At 42.5% G+C, this 17,614-nt stretch carries 19 protein-coding genes; 8 read left to right on the plus strand and 11 right to left on the minus strand.

Going from position 1 to position 17,614, the window contains the following annotated elements; genetic code table 11:
• Positions 1 to 107: 107 nt before the first annotated feature.
• The 3 genes from mmp11 to MmiAt1_RS02900 form a co-directional block, all read right to left on the minus strand.
• Positions 108 to 1,019: a methanogenesis marker protein 11 gene (gene mmp11, locus MmiAt1_RS02890; RefSeq protein ID WP_318785392.1), complete on the minus strand. Its 912-nt coding sequence runs from the start codon at positions 1,017 to 1,019 to the stop codon at positions 108 to 110.
• Between the two features lie 250 nt (positions 1,020 to 1,269).
• Complete coding sequence (gene radC, locus MmiAt1_RS02895; RefSeq protein ID WP_318785393.1) at positions 1,270 to 1,959, minus strand: RadC family protein; 690 nt, start codon at positions 1,957 to 1,959, stop codon at positions 1,270 to 1,272.
• Positions 1,960 to 2,126: 167 nt separating this feature from the next.
• On the minus strand, positions 2,127 to 2,561 hold the full coding sequence (locus MmiAt1_RS02900) for a hypothetical protein (protein ID WP_318785394.1): 435 nt from the start codon (positions 2,559 to 2,561) through the stop codon (positions 2,127 to 2,129).
• A 367-nt stretch (positions 2,562 to 2,928) separates the two neighbouring features.
• On the opposite strand from MmiAt1_RS02900, the gene MmiAt1_RS02905 reads away from it, so the two are divergent.
• From MmiAt1_RS02905 to MmiAt1_RS02930, 6 genes are all read left to right on the plus strand, one after another.
• The gene (locus MmiAt1_RS02905) at positions 2,929 to 3,879 is read left to right on the plus strand and encodes a DUF7847 domain-containing protein (RefSeq protein ID WP_318785395.1); all 951 of its coding nucleotides are present in this window, start codon (positions 2,929 to 2,931) and stop codon (positions 3,877 to 3,879) included.
• A gap of 459 nt (positions 3,880 to 4,338) precedes the next feature.
• The gene (locus MmiAt1_RS02910; RefSeq protein ID WP_318785396.1) at positions 4,339 to 5,196 is read left to right on the plus strand and encodes a DUF7847 domain-containing protein; all 858 of its coding nucleotides are present in this window, start codon (positions 4,339 to 4,341) and stop codon (positions 5,194 to 5,196) included.
• 235 nt (positions 5,197 to 5,431) lie between these two features.
• A complete protein-coding gene (locus MmiAt1_RS02915; RefSeq protein ID WP_318785397.1) occupies positions 5,432 to 6,451 on the plus strand; it encodes a DUF7847 domain-containing protein in 1,020 nt (339 codons plus the stop codon).
• 489 nt (positions 6,452 to 6,940) lie between these two features.
• Complete coding sequence (locus tag MmiAt1_RS02920) at positions 6,941 to 7,186, plus strand: hypothetical protein (protein ID WP_318785398.1); 246 nt, start codon at positions 6,941 to 6,943, stop codon at positions 7,184 to 7,186.
• A gap of 154 nt (positions 7,187 to 7,340) precedes the next feature.
• Positions 7,341 to 7,868 carry a 3-isopropylmalate dehydratase small subunit gene (locus tag MmiAt1_RS02925; RefSeq protein ID WP_318785399.1) on the plus strand — a complete coding sequence of 176 codons (528 nt, stop codon included), beginning with the start codon at positions 7,341 to 7,343 and terminating at the stop codon, positions 7,866 to 7,868.
• Positions 7,869 to 7,872: 4 nt separating this feature from the next.
• A complete protein-coding gene (locus MmiAt1_RS02930; RefSeq protein WP_318785400.1) occupies positions 7,873 to 8,946 on the plus strand; it encodes an isocitrate/isopropylmalate dehydrogenase family protein in 1,074 nt (357 codons plus the stop codon).
• Between the two features lie 147 nt (positions 8,947 to 9,093).
• Here MmiAt1_RS02930 and MmiAt1_RS02935 read toward each other — a convergent pair whose 3' ends face one another.
• The 3 genes from MmiAt1_RS02935 to MmiAt1_RS02945 form a co-directional block, all read right to left on the minus strand.
• Entirely contained in the window at positions 9,094 to 9,552 is a 459-nt protein-coding gene (locus MmiAt1_RS02935; protein ID WP_318785401.1) for a hypothetical protein, read from the minus strand.
• The gene (locus tag MmiAt1_RS02940) at positions 9,545 to 9,751 is read right to left on the minus strand and encodes a helix-turn-helix transcriptional regulator (RefSeq protein WP_318785402.1); all 207 of its coding nucleotides are present in this window, start codon (positions 9,749 to 9,751) and stop codon (positions 9,545 to 9,547) included. The genes MmiAt1_RS02935 and MmiAt1_RS02940 overlap by 8 nt, the downstream gene beginning before the upstream one ends.
• A 212-nt stretch (positions 9,752 to 9,963) precedes the next feature.
• On the minus strand, positions 9,964 to 10,116 hold the full coding sequence (locus MmiAt1_RS02945) for a hypothetical protein (RefSeq protein WP_318785403.1): 153 nt from the start codon (positions 10,114 to 10,116) through the stop codon (positions 9,964 to 9,966).
• On the opposite strand from MmiAt1_RS02945, the gene MmiAt1_RS02950 reads away from it, so the two are divergent.
• Positions 10,117 to 10,395, plus strand: coding sequence for a hypothetical protein (locus MmiAt1_RS02950; protein WP_318785404.1), 279 nt, complete (start codon positions 10,117 to 10,119; stop codon positions 10,393 to 10,395).
• 51 nt (positions 10,396 to 10,446) lie between these two features.
• Here the strand turns inward: MmiAt1_RS02950 and MmiAt1_RS02955 are convergent, their stop codons facing one another.
• Complete coding sequence (locus MmiAt1_RS02955) at positions 10,447 to 10,806, minus strand: SdpI family protein (RefSeq protein ID WP_318785405.1); 360 nt, start codon at positions 10,804 to 10,806, stop codon at positions 10,447 to 10,449.
• 183 nt (positions 10,807 to 10,989) lie between these two features.
• On the minus strand, positions 10,990 to 11,451 hold the full coding sequence (locus tag MmiAt1_RS02960; protein ID WP_318785406.1) for a methionine-R-sulfoxide reductase: 462 nt from the start codon (positions 11,449 to 11,451) through the stop codon (positions 10,990 to 10,992).
• 272 nt (positions 11,452 to 11,723) lie between these two features.
• Between MmiAt1_RS02960 and MmiAt1_RS02965 the strand changes: the two genes are divergently transcribed.
• The gene (locus tag MmiAt1_RS02965) at positions 11,724 to 12,998 is read left to right on the plus strand and encodes a 3-isopropylmalate dehydratase large subunit (RefSeq protein WP_420891274.1); all 1,275 of its coding nucleotides are present in this window, start codon (positions 11,724 to 11,726) and stop codon (positions 12,996 to 12,998) included.
• 347 nt (positions 12,999 to 13,345) lie between these two features.
• Here the strand turns inward: MmiAt1_RS02965 and MmiAt1_RS02970 are convergent, their stop codons facing one another.
• From MmiAt1_RS02970 to MmiAt1_RS02980, 3 genes are all read right to left on the minus strand, one after another.
• A complete protein-coding gene (locus tag MmiAt1_RS02970) occupies positions 13,346 to 14,482 on the minus strand; it encodes a DNA topoisomerase IV subunit A (protein ID WP_318785452.1) in 1,137 nt (378 codons plus the stop codon).
• A gap of 460 nt (positions 14,483 to 14,942) precedes the next feature.
• The gene (locus MmiAt1_RS02975) at positions 14,943 to 16,835 is read right to left on the minus strand and encodes a DNA topoisomerase VI subunit B (RefSeq protein ID WP_318785407.1); all 1,893 of its coding nucleotides are present in this window, start codon (positions 16,833 to 16,835) and stop codon (positions 14,943 to 14,945) included.
• A 118-nt stretch (positions 16,836 to 16,953) separates the two neighbouring features.
• Positions 16,954 to 17,577, minus strand: a complete 624-nt coding sequence (locus tag MmiAt1_RS02980; protein WP_318785408.1) for a uracil-DNA glycosylase family protein — start codon at positions 17,575 to 17,577, stop codon at positions 16,954 to 16,956.
• Positions 17,578 to 17,614 lie beyond the last annotated feature (37 nt).

The following is a 17,614-nucleotide window of genomic DNA, read 5'->3' on the forward strand; positions in this document are numbered from 1 at the left end:
TTTGATTTTTATTTTTGAATTTCGTTTTTGAAAAAAGTGTGTTTTGCTTTCAGATTTTGTCTGAAATCTTAAAGTTAAGTTTAAATTTAAAATCAGCTCAATTTCGTTTAAACCGAATTGATATCGAATTCGGGTTTGACAGATTCAATCGGCTGCGCAAACCAGGCAAAAGCCGCCATTGCGCCGATGATGCCGTTTCCGTCTAAAATGATGTCCACGTGATTGTTTTCAGCGGTTTTCAATGTTGTTTCGCGGGAGACGCGCATTGTTCTTCCCTGCCGGCTGTATTCCCTCAGGTCGTCCGTGACGTCAAAACCGGTGTAGACAAGCATTCCTGTATTTTCACTGACGCTGTATTCCAAAAGAAGTTCTTTGATGCCGGCAATTAATTTTTCTTTGGCCGCTTCGGTTGTGCAGCCGAATTCCAAAACCGTTGACATGCAGTTTTGTGTTTTTTCGGGAACGGGGAATAATTGAACGAGCGCCTGTGACAGATAAACAGCGTTTTCATTGCTCACTGCTTTTCCGATATTGTGCGTCAGTGTCCAGGTGGCGCCTTCGTCACAGGAATCTGTGTCGTCGATTGCGATTAAAACGCGCTGCCGTTTCGGGACAAATATCTTTCCGGTTGCCGTTTTTCCGCCGCCGGATTCTGAAATATCGTATCTTAAAACACCGTCGGCATAAGCCCGGCATTTGGTTGCGCCGATGCCGCCGCCGCCGATTCCCATGTAAGTGATTTGAACTTCATTTTTGGAATCGTCGCAAATGACGGATTCAATTCCGGCTGCCGCAACGGATGATTTTAATTCAAGGGTTGAGGGTCCGGTTTTAACAGAATAGCGGATACATTCGCCCAGCGCCCGGGCGCTTTTGACTGCCGGGGATTTTGCATAATGATGCAGAGACCAGCAGGCACCGCCCCAGCAATTTGAATGTTCGATAATTTCGGCGTTTTCACCGTTTTCATCGCAAATTGCATAGATGCCTTGATAAGGAACTGTATACGGCTCGTCCATTAAAGATATACCTCCGGCATGTTTCTTTTTGTAAAAGAATCAGCCTGTTATAAATGATGTGGTGACAAGTGTCTTTTTTTATTTTTTTATTCCACTTTAAGGCAAAATTATATTATTTTCACTTCCTTCTGACGTGCATTTATCCTTTTTGTGCTTTTTTTGCTTTTGTGCTTCTTTTGCTTTTGTGCTTTTTTACTTTTTGTGCTTCTTTTGTTTTTGTGCTTTTTTAAAAATTCTTTTTTCCGATTCGTTACCCGATATACTCACTTTCGTTCATGCTGACGTAGCAGCCGTCTCCGATAATTAAATGATCCCACACACGAATTCCCAGCAGTTTACCGTTGTCGATGATTCTGTTGGTGATGACAATGTCTTCCCTGCTCGGTTCGGGATCGCCCGACGGGTGATTGTGAATCAGCACAATCGAGGCGGCCGATTCCAATAAAGCAGCTTTGAATATCTCCCGCGGCTGAACAATGCTGCAGTCAAGGCTTCCGACAAAAATCGTGACATCTGAAATGATTTGATTTTTCGTATCCAAGCAGAGAATCATAAATTTTTCCTGTTTCTCTTCCCGGATTTTCGGATAAATGTATTGAAAAATGTCATCCGGGCCGTTTATTTTTCTTTTCGGTTCTTCCGAATAAGTTTCCAGCCGCCTTGAAAGTTCAAAAACAGATATGATTTGGCAGGCCTTCGTTTGGCCGATTCCCGGAATTTTCATCAGTTCGGCAGCAGAGCTTCGGCTCAGTTTTTTAAGCGACATATTTGAAAATATGTGTCGGCAGACGGTGACAATGTTCATCCCTCTTGTTCCTGTCCCGAGAACGACAGCCATCAGTTCCGCATCGGAAAGCGATTCCGGTCCGTATTTTAAAAGTCTTTCACGCGGCCGTTCCGTTTCCGGCAAATCTTTCATTCGAATTTCTGTTTTCAGCATAATGTCGAATTTTCCCGCAAAGCATATAACCGCTTTTAAAAATTTAAAAACCAAAACATTATATAGGGATGTAAAAAAAGAGTCAGGCGCCGGAATTATAACCTAAATAAAACCATTTTTTTGTCATTCAGTCATTATCATTCGGTCATTGATTCCATTCTTATTCATCATTCAGTCATTAAAAAAGAAACCCGGCGCCGGTTCAATTCATTTTTAATTTCTTCAAAAAACACGCCGTATCCGGCAACGGTTTTATTTTCCGGGGCGTTTCCGTCTTTGACGCTTGTCGTCAAAACCCCGCAGGAAGGACTTTTGGGCATCCCCTTTATTATAATCGCATATCCCTCTTCGGAAAACATTTCAATCATTTCGACAGAAGGCGCAAGCAAATTCCGGCAGAATTCTCTGTAATCCGGCGTGTCATAATCTTCCCGCGCTTTTTTATCGCGGTCCGGCCCGGCATATATCAGTTCGGGACAAGGCAATTGAATGATCTTTTTATCCCGGGCGTCAAACAAAGACGGTTGCCGGATGCCTTTGACGCGCGCGGCAGGATTTAACAGACAATGGGCGACAACGTATATGTTTTCTTTTTGATTCATGTTCCGGCCTTTTGTCCCTGCTTTTTGTCTTCCGGTTTTTGTCTTCCGGCTTTTGTCTTCCGGCTTTTGTCTTCCGATTCTTTATCTTTTGAATTTTTTATTCAAGATTTTCTTTTCTGTTTTCTTTTCTTCCTTATTTGCATCAATTTATTTCAATGAATGTATTAATTCCAAATCATGTGTTTCCAAATTCATGTGTTTCTAAATCACGTATTTTCAAATTTATATGTTTTTAATAATTAATATTGTTTTTTCAAAAAAGTATATAGATTTCAGCAGAGTTTTTATATTTGTACTTATATATCTCTAAGTGTTGCTTCCGCAACAAATAATCATTTATAAAAAACAATAACGGAGAGTTAAAAACATGGCAGATATCAATTTCATCCTCAAAAAAGGATTTGACGACGTCAAAAAAAACCCAATAATGGCTTTACCATTCATCATTTTAGGCTTAATTGAATTTATACTTGTGACACTATTCGGCGTTTATTTTACCATTTCATTTTTTGAAAAATCGGGCATTATGACTTCCATGATGGAGAACCCCGAGCTTTACATCGACCCGGATTATATTTTAAATATGTTCGGAAACATTCCGTCGGGAACAATAACCATGTTCTTTGTTTTAGGACTTGTGATTTTGGTTGTTGTTGTTTTGGCCACGGCTTTCCTTCGGGCCGGCTTAATCGGAATGTCTAAAGAAGCTATCCTGAGCGGAAAAACGAATTTTTCCGACATGATGCGTTACGGTAAAAAATATTTCCTGAAAGAACTCGGCTTGTCCGTTCTGATCTATTTGATTTTGTTTATTCCGTCCATTCTGATCGGAATTATCGGAGGCGCTGCCGCGGTTTATGCAAGCGTCGCTTCGACAAGCATCATATTCATGCTGCTGATGATTCTTTATTTCGTTTATCTTATCATTTGCGCATTCCTTTTCTATTTCGCAGAATACGCTTTGATTTACGATGATTTCGGAATTATTGACAGTCTGAAAAGATCCTATCACATTTTCACGGAAAACAAATCCGCTGTCGTTATTTTTGTGCTTGTGATGCTTATCGTTTACTTCGTTGTCAGTCTTTTAATGTGGCTGCTCGGCATCATTCTTGCTTTCATTCCGATGGTCGGCATTCTGCTGTACGGCATCATTGAATTGGTTGTTTCCGCATTCATCCTCGCGCTCGTTGCCGCATGGTCCGGCCGCAAGTACATCGATTTAAAAATCATGGACAGACTGGAAGACGGCGTCACAAGACCCGTAATTGTCGAAGAAACAATTTATGAAACATACAGCGATGGAAAAGAAGATTAATTTCAATTTTTTGAAATCCGAGAGATTAAACTTTTGAAACCGGTCCCGTTTAAAAGACTGAATTTTAAAGTTTAATCCTTTTACTTTTTACTTTTTACTTTTTAATTTTTATTTTTTATTTTTTTATTTTTTTATTTTTCATTCTTCTCATCCCTTTTTATCCCTTTAACTCTTTATATTCCTTTAAATCTTTTTCAATCCTTTCAACTCTTTTATTCTTTTATTTTTTAATTTATGTCTTAAAAATATTTTTTCCTTTTCAGGAATCCGATTTTGACGAGTTTGAACCAAATTATCTTTATTTAAAGAACCTTATTCTCTTTTACTTCGAAATTTATTTTTAATTCTTTGAAATAGTTGAATTATTTGGAATTGTTTGAAATTCTTTGAAATTCTTTGAAATTCTTTTATTTCAAAACATTTCATTTCTGAAGAAATCCCATTTTTGTCGGTGCGCCTATGATTGAAAACATATTCATGACAATTGTTAACGGGTTGAAAAATCTGAAAAAACATCCGGTATTGTTCGCGCCGGCCGTCCTTTATTATCTTTCTTTCATTTTTTTGCTGATTCTGTTCAGCATCCTGCTGACGCTTGATTTGAAAAATCAATGGGGGTACCAACTGTTCACCCTGTTGTCCGTTGCTTATCTTTTTCTGATTTTGCTGCTCTCCTCATTTGCGGCGGCCGGTTCAATCGGCATGGCCAAAGAAGTCGTTGAAACGGACGGCACAAAACTTTCGCATATGCTCCGCTTCGGGAAAAAATACACATTGAGATTGGCGGCAGCATCCGTATTTATTCATTTGCTCCGTTCAATTTCCGCTTTATTCTGGACGCCCGTTCTTCAGATTTTCGGAAACCCCGAATACGGGACGGATTACGTTACCGACGCGCTGACAAACGACCCTTCCCTGCTGATTCCCATGATTCAAGAATTGGCGGCGCCCGTCCTTTTTGCGACGCTCATCTCTGCCGTTTATTTGCTGATCGTCTCTTTTATGTTCTATTTTGTTTCATACATTATCGTCATCGATGATGCGAAAGTGTTCAAAAGCTACCGGAAATCATTCCGTCTGCTCCGGACGCATCCGATCCGCATTGTTTCATTTGTGCTGCTGATCACAATCATTGAAGTTTTAATTTCTTTTATCGGCATTTTAGCAGCGGCAGCGGCAAACTATTACGCTTTGCCTCTTTATTTCGGAGCGTCCGTTCACCTGATTCTTTTTCTCTTTTTGACAGCGGCGGCGAACATTTGGACGGCGCGGTTTTATATCGTTCTTTCCGAAGGTGTCACGGCGCCTGTTGATTAAAAATCATGACGAAGGTTTTTATAGGCGAGCGTTTTATTTTTTATGCATTAACATTGAATTATAAATGTTAAATTCAGGATAAACGGCAGCTTTCGGGCCGGCGCGAATTAAGCGGCGGCGGCTCAATCAGAATTTAGTTTCTGTCTGTTATTTGCCGTTTTGTAATTTCCTGATTGTTATTTTGGTAAACGGATTTTTAAATTCGAATTTAAATTCTAAAAATGGAGTTTTTTTAATGACCGAGTCTATGAATACACTTCTTTCAAAAGGCTGGAATGATTTCAAGGCAAATCCTGTTTTGCTGATTCCGTCTTTACTCATTATGATTTTGACTTACGCATTTTTGTTTGCGGTCTTTTTCGCATTTTTCGGCGATTCACTTCCTTTGGGAATGATTTTCGGCTCTGCCGTAATCGATCCTGCATTTGTTGAAACATTCGACCCGAGTTCGATTGATTTCGGCAGGTTTTTCCTAATCATGATCGTTTCAACGATTGCTTTTTTCATCCTTTCCGTCTTTTTGACGGCCGGATTAACCGGCATGGCTAAAGAAGCCGTTACGACAGGTTCGACCAAATTCGCGGATTTGATTTCTTACGGCGCCCGATATTTCTTCAAAATGCTTATTCTTAACATTTTGCTGATGCTGATTATTCTGGCTTTCTCAGTCGTTGTCGGTATCATCTGCGGCGTGTTAATCGCAGTTGTCGCGCTTTTATTCTCTTCAACGGCAGGCATTCTGTTCTCTTTGCTTTTGCTCTTCATTCTGATTTTCGTCATAATGGGCTTGGCAATCATTTTTTCGATGTTTATCTTCTTTGCCCAATACGCGCTTGTTTTGGATAACCTCGGCGCCGTTGACAGTTTGAAAATGTCTTACAATCTTTTCATGAACAACAAAGGCGATGTCTTTGCTTTTGTCCTGATTATGATTTTGATGTCTGTTGTTGTCAGCATGATTCTGCAGTTCGTCTCAGCCGTTCTTTTGTTCATCCCGATATTCGGTTTGGTTCTGACGGCGGTTTTGTATGTTGCTTTGATGTCAATCGTTTCAACATTGGTCACTGTTTGGTCCGTCCGTAAATATTATGATTTGACGCAGGAAAAAACAGAAGAGCCTGTCATCGAATCCGGCAGCGAATTCTCCGAATACGCTGAAATTGAAAAAGGCATTCTTAATTCCGACGGCAGCATCGTTTCCGAAGAAATCATTGAAGAAACAATTATTGCAGAAGACGAAACCAAAATTGATTGAGAACACTGTTCTCTCTCAATTTTATTCATTTTATTCCTTTAACATTTTTTGATTTTTTCGTCTTTTGATTTTTTCGTTTTTGATTTTTTTCGTCTTTTGATTTTTCGTTTTTGATTTCTTTCCTCATTTGATTCTTTTTTCGTTCTTTTTTTTGAATTTTCAGAAAATCAAAACATCGAATTTTCATAGATTATTAAACCCGAACCCGCAATAAAACCCGAAAAAAGAAAAAAAGAATTGAAAAGAAAATCAAGCAAAAAACGTGGTTCGTTTTTCTTTAATTTTAAAAAAACGATGTTTCATTTGTAATATTTTATTTTAAATCTCAACAACCGTCTTTTGTGAGCGCAGCAAGCATTAGGAGGATTGGAGATTCGCTCAATGATTCTCAATTAAAACAAAAAATCGTCTTTCAATTTGTTCTCCTGTGCTCCTCAATGCCCGTCTTTGCTTTTCTTTGCTTTTCTTTGCGTTTTTGCCACTGTTTTCATGCTGTCATTTCTGCTTGCGATGCCGGATGCGTTTTTGCGTGCATCATCTCATTCTTATCACATCCGCTCGCTGCGCGAGCGTGGGCACAGATTACCTCCTGTTTTCCGTTTTCCACTGCTGCCTTACTGTTTCCGTTTTCCACTGCTGCCTTACTGTTTCCAAATACAGCTGCCGACTTGCCGGCCTATTTGCTGCCGCGTCCATGTCGCGCGCGAGCTGCACGTTTTTCAAAAAAACTCTTAATCTGCCCTTGTTTTTTGAATTTTTCTTTTTTTTCGTTCAATTATATTTTTCATTTTTGGGAAATATTTTTATGATTCAAAACAATTGAAAATATTCGGATAGATTTGATTATTTGATTTATTTTCTTTATTCTCAAAAATGAATTTGTGATTTTATGGAAAAAACATTCAAAGGAAAAGTTTGGAAATTCGGCGACGACATAGACACCGATGTGATTATTCCCGGCAAATATCTCCGGACAACGGATATGCAGGTGTTTGCCGACCACGCGATGGAAGGCGTTGATCCTGATTTTTCAAAAAACGTTCAAAAAGGCGATATTCTTGTCGCGGGTGACAATTTCGGCTGCGGCTCGTCCCGCGAACAGGCGCCGCTCGCATTGAAATATGCCGGCGTTTCCTGCATCATTGCAAAATACTTTGCCCGCATCTTTTTCAGAAACGCGATTAATGTCGGTCTTTTGATTATTGAAGCCGATGTCGAGGCTCAAGACGGTGACTCGATTGAAGTCGATCTGGAAAACAATTTGATTCGCGTCATCCCCAAAGACGCGCCCGATGAAATCAGAGAATATCCGACCGGCAAGCTTCCCGATTTTCTGCTGGAAATTTTAAACGACGGCGGATTGGTCGCGCACCGGAAAAAAGAAAGCGCGCCGCAAAATCCGGAATCGTTCAGGTGATTTAATGAGAGCGGCAATTATTGAGGGCGACGGAATCGGAAAAGAAGTCATTCCCGAAGCAGTTGCCATTTTGGATTATTTTAACGAAACATACGATTGGGGCATTGAAAAAGTTCCCGTTGAAGTCGGCCTCGGCAAATGGGAAAAAACAGGTTCTGCCATCACCGATGACGATATTTCTCTTCTCAAAACCTGCAATTTAATTCTGTTCGGCGCGATTACAACCGTGAACGACCCGTCTTACAAAAGTGTTCTTTTAAGAATCCGTAAAGAGTTGGATTTGTACGCCAATGTTCGGCCGATTCTTCCGATTTCCGGCATTTACAAACTTTTGAAAATCAAGGATCACAAAGAAGAAAATGTAAACATTGTTATTGTCCGCGAAAACACGGAAGGTTTGTATTCGGGCGTTGAAGAAATCGGCGCCGAAAAGTCAATGACAACGCGCGTTATTACCAAAAGAGCATCCGAAAGAATTGCCGCATTCGCTTCGAATTTGGCATCGGCGCGCAAAAACAAATTGCTCGTCGTTCACAAATCCAATGTTTTGAAATCCGACAAACTTTTTTTAGATACTTGCCGGCAGACCGCCGAATCCCGCGGCGTTGATGTTTCCGATAAATTAGTGGATATTTTTGCTTACGATTTGATTATGAATCCCGAAAAATATGATGTCGTCGTCACGACAAATCTTTTCGGTGACATTTTAAGCGATCTCGGCGCTGTTCTTCTCGGAAGCATCGGCCTTGCGCCGAGCGCGAATATCGGTGACAATCAAGCCTTTTTTGAACCGGTTCACGGCAGCGCGCCCGATATTGCGGGAAAAGGAATCGCCAATCCGATTGCCGCGGTTCTCAGCTTAAAAATGATGTTTGATTACATGGGAAAAACCCGTGAAGCCTGTTTGGTCAGCCGCGCGGTTACGGCTGCGGTTGCCGATAAAATCGTCACGCCTGATCTCGGCGGCAAATATTCGACAAAAGAGGTCGGCGATTTCATTTTAAGCAAAGTCCGCCAGCTGGACGCGGCTTCTTTTTGTTTGGAAGATCCCGAGGATATTTCAAAATTGAAGCCTTAAAATTGAAGTTTTAAAATTTAAATAAAGCTTTAAAATTTAAAATTCAGTTTTGAAATTTAAATTCAGTTTTGGAATTTAAATTCAGTTTTGAAATTTAAATTAAGTTTTGAAATTTAAAAATAAAAATGGAATGAACAGGTTCATTCCTCACATTTTTTTGGAATAATAGTGGAATAAAATAATTCCCAAAATGAAAGAAGCGGCAAGAAACAGCCATAAAATGTAGGTGATTGTCAAATCAACGCCTGCAAATATAAAAATCATATTCAAGACAAATAATCCGGCCATCATCCACCCGTAAGCGGCTTGGCCTGATTTTTGACGAATCATAATTTTTCTTTCATCTGAAAATCTTATTTTTTCTTCCTGAAGCAAATTTTCATGCGCTTTTTTGTTTTTATTCCAATACAGGAATTTGGCCAAAACAACAAAATCTGCAAAAATTAACCCGACACCGATTGAAAAGATCATTCCGGAATGAACAAATTTGTCCGAAAAAACGGTGCCGAGAATGATGCAGACAACACTTGCGGCAAATATCAGAGGTATGCCGATTGTATAGGATTTTAACGCTTCTTTTCTTTTTTGATCAATATATTCACTCATTTTTTTCCTCCTCGTAAATGAAAACGCTTTCAATATCCGTTTCAAAATACCGCGCAATTTTAAACGCGAGAATGATAGACGGATTGTAACGCCCGTTCTCTAAAGAACCGATGGTCTGCCGGGAAACTTCTAAGGCGGCTGCCAGTTCTTCTTGATTTATTCCTTTTTGTTTTCGAAGCTCTTCTAATCTGTTTTTCATTTCTTGTCTCTCACTTTTGATTCCGGGAAATGATTTTGAAAATAATGGAAAGTATACTCTACAAAAGGAAAGTGTGCTTTCCATTATATATACTTTTGTTTTAAATTAAAAGTTCTGAAAAGGTCAAATGAAATATTAAAAATAGGGGCAGTTGTGCTTAGTTTTGTCGTTTTTGTTTTATTTTGCCGTTTCGTATGCTGTTTTTTGTCCGGTTATCTGTGTTTTTGCCGTCCGTTCTGCTTGTGTTTTTGCTGTCCGTGCGCTTGTGTTTTTGCTGTCCGTGCGCTTGTATTTTTGCTGCCCGTGCGCTTGTATTTTTGCTGCCCGTGCGCTTGTATTTTTGCTGCCCGTGTGTTGTCTCCCATTTGCATCATCTTATTTTTATCACATCCGTTCGCTACGCGAACGGGGGCACAGATTACCTTTTTGTTTCCGTTTGCACGGCTACCTTCCGTTTTCCGTTTGCACGGCTACCTTCCGTTTTCCGTTTGCACGGCTACCTTCCGTTTTCCGTTTGCACGGCTACCTTCCGTTTTCCGTTTGCACGGCTACCTTCCGTTTGCTGTCGCTGCCGTCGGACTGCTGTTACTGCGCTGCCGCCGTGCGCGCGAGCCGCATCAATTAAAAAAGGATTGAAAAGCTGAAATCGGGTTTGAAATTGTTTGAAAATCGTGGTCCTTCTTTTTGTTTGTTTTTCAGTTGTTTTCCTGTGTTTGCGGCATTTGTTTTTCTTTCCGGTTTCCGTTTTTATCAAAATGTTTCTTTAAAGCAGATTCGGTAATCGGTATTGTTAAAACAAAAACAATCGTTTGCACTGTCAGGACAGCAATGCTGAGAACGGCAATTGTATCGGCATCGGCCGACCAATAATGTCTTATTGAAATCAATGTCGGAATGAGCAAAACAATGCCGAGAATCAGATAAAGCCGGGCGGAATAAACATGCGCAAAATTCCAGGCTTCCGGACTTGACGTCGACCGGGCTGTCCGATATCCGTAAATGCCGTTGATTTGTTTCGGCCCGTTCTTTCGCCAAAGAAAACCGAGTCCGATCATCAAGGCCGGCAGGATCAGCATCGAAAATAAATAAAAAAGATTCATGCCGCTTGTTTAGCGGCTTATGCTATAAAATCGTTTAAAAAAACTAAAAAAAAAAATCTTAAAAATTTAAAAAAATCTTTAACAAACCTTAAAAAATCTTTAACAAGCCTTTAAAAAATCTTTTAAAAACCTTTTACATTATTCTTTTTCGGGCTCGAACTCAAGCGACAAAGAATTCACGCAGTGACGGATGTTTTTGGGCGTCAGATATTCGTCTTCAAAAACGTGTCCCAAGTGCGCGCCGCAGTTGGCGCAGATGATTTCTGTCCGAAGACCGTCTGGATCGGGGGAACGGTCAACGGCGCCGGGGATTTCGTCGTCAAAAGACGGCCAGCCGCAGTTTGAATCGAATTTGTCTTTCGAATAATAAAGCGGATTTCCGCATTGCTTGCATTTGTAAACGCCTTTTTCTTTATTGTTCAGCAAGGCGCCTGAAAACGGCGGTTCGGTTTCTTTGTACAGAATGACTCTTTCTTCTTCGGGCGTTAACGTTTTGCCGTATCCGGATTTCTCGTTTTCGGTACCGATGATTTGAGCGGCTTTGTCATTCGAAACTTCGTTGTATAATGTGTCTGTGTTGACGGGTTTATAAGTTGACATACTTATTATTATATATTTGCTAATATAAATATTTAAAGCCCGATGAAACAATACTTTTTTATGGATTTGGCGAGGAAATGAAAGAACTTTACGAATTAATTGAAATTAACAAATTGGTAAATTTAAATTAAGAATTTGTCAATTCAAATTATAAATTCAAATTATAAATTCAAATTTCAAATTCAAATTTCAAATTCAAATTATAAATTCAAATTATAAATTCAAATTATAAATTCAAATTATAAATTCAAATTTCAAATTCAAATCATCAAATCAAAAACAAATTCAAGGGGATTATCATTTTGGGAACGATCAGTGAGAAAATATTCAGCCGCGCGGCCGGAACCGACGCTGCTGCAAATGATTTTGTTTCGGCGGATGTGGATTACGCCATGGCGCACGACGGCACAAGTGTTCTTGCCGTTAAATCTTTCAGAGAAATGGGCACCGAAAAAGTCTGGGATTCTGAAAAAATCGTCATTCCTTTCGACCATCTGATTCCGGCAAGTACGGATGTCGCGGCCGGTCTTCAGAAAGATATTCGGGAATGGGTTAAAGAACAGAAAATTTCTCACTTTTATGAAGGCGGGGAAGGAATCTGCCATCAAGTGCTGCCGGAGCAGGGCTTTGCGCTTCCCGGAAAACTGATTGTCGGCGCCGATTCGCACTCCTGCACCTACGGGGCGTTCGGCGCGTTCGGAACCGGTGTCGGGGCAACCGATATGGCGGAAATTTTCGCGACCGGAAAACTTTGGTTCAAAGTTCCCGAAACCATTAAAATGACGGTCGACGGCACTTTGAATGACGGCGTTTACGCCAAAGACTTAACGCTTTATCTGATCGGAAAAACAGGTATTGCCGGCGCCACTTACAAAGCCGTCGAATTTTACGGCGATGCGATTGCCGATTTGTCCGTTTCGGGCCGAATGACGCTCTGCAATATGGCCATTGAGATGGGCGCAAAAGCCGGCATTGTTCCGCCTGATGAGAAAACATTCGCCTATCTCAAAAACCGCTCACAAGCCGATTTTGAACCGGTTTACGCGGATTCTGACGCAAGTTACTGCCGCGACGTTTCCTATCACGCCGACGACATCGAACCGCAGATTGCCTGCCCGCACGAAGTGGACAATGTCGTTCCCGTCGGAAAAGCTGCCGGGACACATATTGACCAGGCCTTCCTCGGCACCTGCACCAACGGGCGCCTTGAAGATTTGGAAATTGCCGCCGGTATCTTAAAAGGCAAAAAAGTCACGGTCCGAACGATTGCCGCCCCTGCTTCAAGAACAATCCTTTTGGAAGCTGTTCAAAGCGGCATTTATGAAACGCTTGTCAAAGCCGGCGTCAGCTTCATTACGCCCGGCTGCGGCCCGTGTCTCGGCGCGCACCAGGGAATTATTGCCGAAGGCGAAAACTGCATTTCCACCGCCAACCGCAATTTCAAAGGCCGGATGGGCAAAGGCGGATTCATTTATCTGGCGTCACCCGCAAGCGTTGCGGCAGCGGCGCTGAAAGGCGAAATTGTTGATCCGAGAGAATATCTCTGATCATTTTTTATTTTACAATTCCAATGCTTACAATTCCATGCTTGCTTCAATTCATTAAAATTCGATGAATTTCATTGAACCGTTTTGTTTTTTAAAATTGAAAAAATGAAACATCGTTTTTCATTAATCTAAAAAAAGCGAACGCCCCTTTTTATCATTTTTCTGTTTTAAAGGCGGCGTTCGGGTTTGAAAAGTGAATCAAACCGATGTTTCGGTTTTTTGATGTTTTTATCTTTTTCTGATTTGATTCTTCTTTTTCTGATTTTTGATGTTTTCATCTTTTTCCGTTTTTGTTATTTTCATCTTTTTCTGATTTTTGGTTTGATTCTTCTTTTTTTGCGAACGAATCAGATAATTCCCAAATCTCTGAGCCGATCCGGCAAATAAGTATCCGTTACGAAATCCAAACCTTTGCCGGCAAACGCTTGCTGTTCGGCTTTCTTGCCGATTTCAAGCTGCAGATTAATCTGCTCTTTCCAGTAGCCTGATGCAAAACGCGGGTCGGAAAGCTCGCTTCGAAGCGCCGCGATATCCTGCTCCGACAATTTGTCGGTCGCCAGCTCGTATTCAACAATATCGGACGGCTGAACGCCGATGAATTTGGCTTCGGGCGTTGCCATGTATTCGGAAAGGTGCGCGCTTTTAATCGCCCCGTACGCAATCGATGAAAAAATACGGTACGACCACGGGTCGCCGTCCGTAAAAACGGTTGCGGGAATGCCGAGTTCCGTATTCAGGCGGCGGATAATCCGGCGCGTCGACCGTGCCGGCTGACCTTTGAGGTGAACCAAAATCGCATTGTATTTTTCGTCAAATCCGTTTTCAATCAGACGCGCGTACATACCGCCCGTCTCAACCGCGATAATCATTGACGCATCATGCTTTAAAAATTCAATATTTTCAACATTGAACGGAATCTGATACCCGCCTTCGCCGATGTCTTTCTGACAGTGAATGTCGCGCGACCCGCGCTTTGTTTCTTCACGCAGAAGCAGCGGGCCGTACATCGTTGCCCCGTCTTCTTCCGGCCGGACGTGGAAAAACTCGCGCTGCGCGCCCGTAATAATTTCCAAATCCTCAATCAGCCGGTCACTCTCAGACTGCGCGTGGAATTTGGCCGCGCCCCAGCCTTCCGAGATGTAATACAACTCTCTTAACGTTGAGCTGCGGTTGTTTTTCAAGTGTTCCGATACAACGAAGTCCGAGACCGAAACCGTTCGAAGCAATTGATGAGCGCCTTTCACGGTTTTGGCGGAGCGCTCGCTTTCAATGTCGCCGTAAACCCAAACCTCGCTTTCGTCGCTGTACGCCAAATTCTTTTTCGTACGCGACGGCATTAAAACGTGCGGCACCTGCCCGTTGTCAAACTGGTCGTAAAACGTTTCGGCAAGCCCGATGAGTTTGCGTTTCGTCCATTCGTCATTTTCAAGTTTTTTGTCGGCGACTTTCTTTTTGTATTCTTCCGAATTTCTGTCAGCCGGCATCGACTCCGCTTCCAGCCGCTTCAGCGGCGCGGTGTCGTCTTCAATTCTTGATTTCAATTTGCCCGACGCGTCAAACAAATCCGGCTCGGGTTCCAAAAACTCCTCATCTTCGTCGCTGCCGAATTCATCCTCTTCGCCGTCGCCGGCATAACTTTCAGCTTTTGCCGACTGATACGAAGATAAATCGTCTTCGCCGCCGTCATACGTTTCGTTTTCTCCGTAATCGTCAAAAGCCTCAAACTCGGCTTCATAATCATCAATATCCGAAACATAACCGTCGTCTTCTTCACCGGATTTTTCTTCTCCGAAGTTTTTTCCGCCGGATTTTTTTTCTCCGAAGTTTTCTTCATCGGAATTTTCTTCTCCGAAATTTTCTTCTCCGGCATCTTTTTCGTTTCCGATCTTTTCTTCAGTCATTTCTTCGGATTCTTTCTTGCTCTTGCGGACCATTTTCATCACCTCAGAACATTTCATTGAGGGCTTTTGCGCCCGTTACGTCTTCTTCGTCCATTCCTTCGACAATCACTTCGTCCATGTGCGCCAGTTCATTGTCATCCGCGCCGTCCAGCGTAAAGCGGAAAACTTTAGACGCGCCCGCGGCCAAACTGACTTCCCAAATATAATCGTAGCTGCTGCCGAGATTGACAACAGACGACGGCGGCGGACTCGGCGACGTGATTTCGCACGGCAGAATCTGGTGGACTTTGAATTTCCGCTGTGCTGTGCCGTAATTGCGGACCGCAAGCGATACAAAATTTAAATGCGACTGGCTGCCCGTTCCCGCATCAATCGTTCTGTTCACCAGCAAATTGCCCATAATGTTGGCAACCGCCGGCTGAATGTCCGGGACCGGCTTTTCAACCATTGCGGCGACTTTTTCGGCCATCTGCGGCAAAAGTTTGGTAATGATGACTTCCTTCTCGCGGCGCTTTGCCAAGTCGCCCTGCTTCCCGAGATATGTTTTCAGCTTGCGGGCCACTTCCTTGACGGCCAGTTCCGTTTCTTCCCGAATGATATCAATGTCGGCAATCGCATCTTTGGATTCGGAGGTGAACGGCACATTCGTTGACGCGATGTGAATCAAAATCACAAACGGGCCGAACGGAACGCCGCCGCCGGGTTGGCTGATGCCGTATTGTTTCCATTTTATGCTCTCAATGGCGCGCGTTGACGCGCAGGCGCCCTGCTGATACAAAAGCGGAACACGGTTGGCAAAACGCATAATCTGCGCTTTGTCATCTTTGGGGAAATTCCCGCCGTAAGCCACGCCGACTTCAACAACGAACGGGTTGCCCGAATAAATCGCGGGCTTTCTTGAAGCCGTCGCGATAAAGTCAACGCTGAATTCCTTTTTCAATCCCTGATAAATCAAATCTTCCGTAATCGGCGACAGACAACTCGTCGACGGCACCGCGATTTTCGTTTTCTTAAACGCGTTTAACAGCTTCACCGCGTCGTTTCTGTCCAGATTGTGCGGGTCTGCTTCCTTGTCAAGTCCGGCCGCATCACAAATCTCATCCGCCGTCTGAAGGCCGATTTTTGAAAAAGAATAGCGCAAAAACGGCGCCAGCTTCTGACGGTCCGTGTTCTGAAGCATTTTCATCAGCGTTCCGAGCTCCATGCCGTGCGGGTGCGGCAGCACTTCTTCGGCTTGCTTCGGAATCTGATCCGTTGCGCGTTCAAAAAGGATTTCGTTGCCGTCGGGCTCGACCAGCCGGATGCGCGCGTGCGGGTTGATGATTGCCGTTGATTTCAGGTATTCGGAAACGGACTGCTTGCGGCCTTTAACGTAGGAGGCGGCCATTTCAATTTCAATGCGCGTTCCGTGCGCATTGGGCCAGTCCACGATTTTGTCTTCCAGAATGGACGGCTCGTTCGTGCTTGTGTCAATCATTAATTCATAATAATGGGCGGGCGACTTGTGATCCACTTTGGAAATGATTTTTGTGAATTTGCCCGTTGTGATCTGAGAGTATAAAACGGCGGCGGAAATGCCGATACCCTGCTGACCGCGGCTTTGTTTCAGCGCGTGAAAGCGGGAGCCGTAAAGCAGTTTGGCAAAGACTTTCGGAATCTGCTCTTTAACAATACCCGGACCGTTGTCCTCAATGACGATTTGAATATAATCGCCTTCGCTTCGGCTGACTTCGACCAATAAATCCGGCAGAATACCCGCTTCTTCACAAGCGTCCAGCGCATTGTCAACCGCTTCCTTGATTGTTGTAATCAATGCGCGGGGGGCTGAATCAAAGCCGAGAATGTGGCGGTTCTTTTCAAAGAACTCGGCGACGCTGATTGATTTTTGTTTTTTTGCCAGTTCTTCGGCAATCGGGGTTTTATCGAATTCTTCCATAAAAAACTCCTTTTGAAAAAGTTGAATGTGTCATAAATTAAATAAAAAATGGAATAAGATGAATTGTAGAAGATGTTATTGTTTTTAAAGTAATGCTTTAAAGCTTTAAAGTAATGCTTTAAAGCAATAACTTCATGCGGCGCAGGTCGGCGGCAATCATGTCCGCTTTGGACTTTTCAATTAAAATATTGCCGCCGGTCATGATGTATGACGGAAACACACGAATATCGCCGTAATAAAATTCTTCATGTCTTAATTTGTAAGTCGACCCCGTGGGAATGACATTCTTTTTGGTCTCTTTCTTCGCGATTGCGTTAAACGCTTTTTTGGCGACATCGCCCATCAGCATCACCGCTTTCAAATTCGGAAACAAATGAAATTCCGCTTCCAAGATCGGAACGTGTTCCATAATGGTTTTTGTTTCAATCGCGTATTCCGATTTCGGGGTTTTAACGGCGTTTGTGACATAAATTCCCATATTCAGCAAATCTTTTGCTGTTTCGATACGAATGCCGGCAGAGTCAAACAAAGCTTGAGCGGATTTCAGATAGTCCGGCGTTTTGCCGTCTCCTTTTCCGTAAAAATCATCGGCCGCGTTTTTCGGGGAAACTTCGTTAATCATCATCACTTTTATTTTTTCCGGAGAAACAATTACGTCCGGGAGAATTAATGTTTCCGGATTTTCAAAAAGACGGTTTGACGCAATCAAATCACCCAAATACAGTTTCATGTCAGCTGTCATAGAAATCCTTTCAAACGATGATAAATATATTAATTAA

The organism is Methanimicrococcus hacksteinii (genome assembly GCF_032714515.1).
GTDB classification, from domain to species: Archaea; Halobacteriota; Methanosarcinia; order Methanosarcinales; family Methanosarcinaceae; genus Methanimicrococcus; species Methanimicrococcus hacksteinii.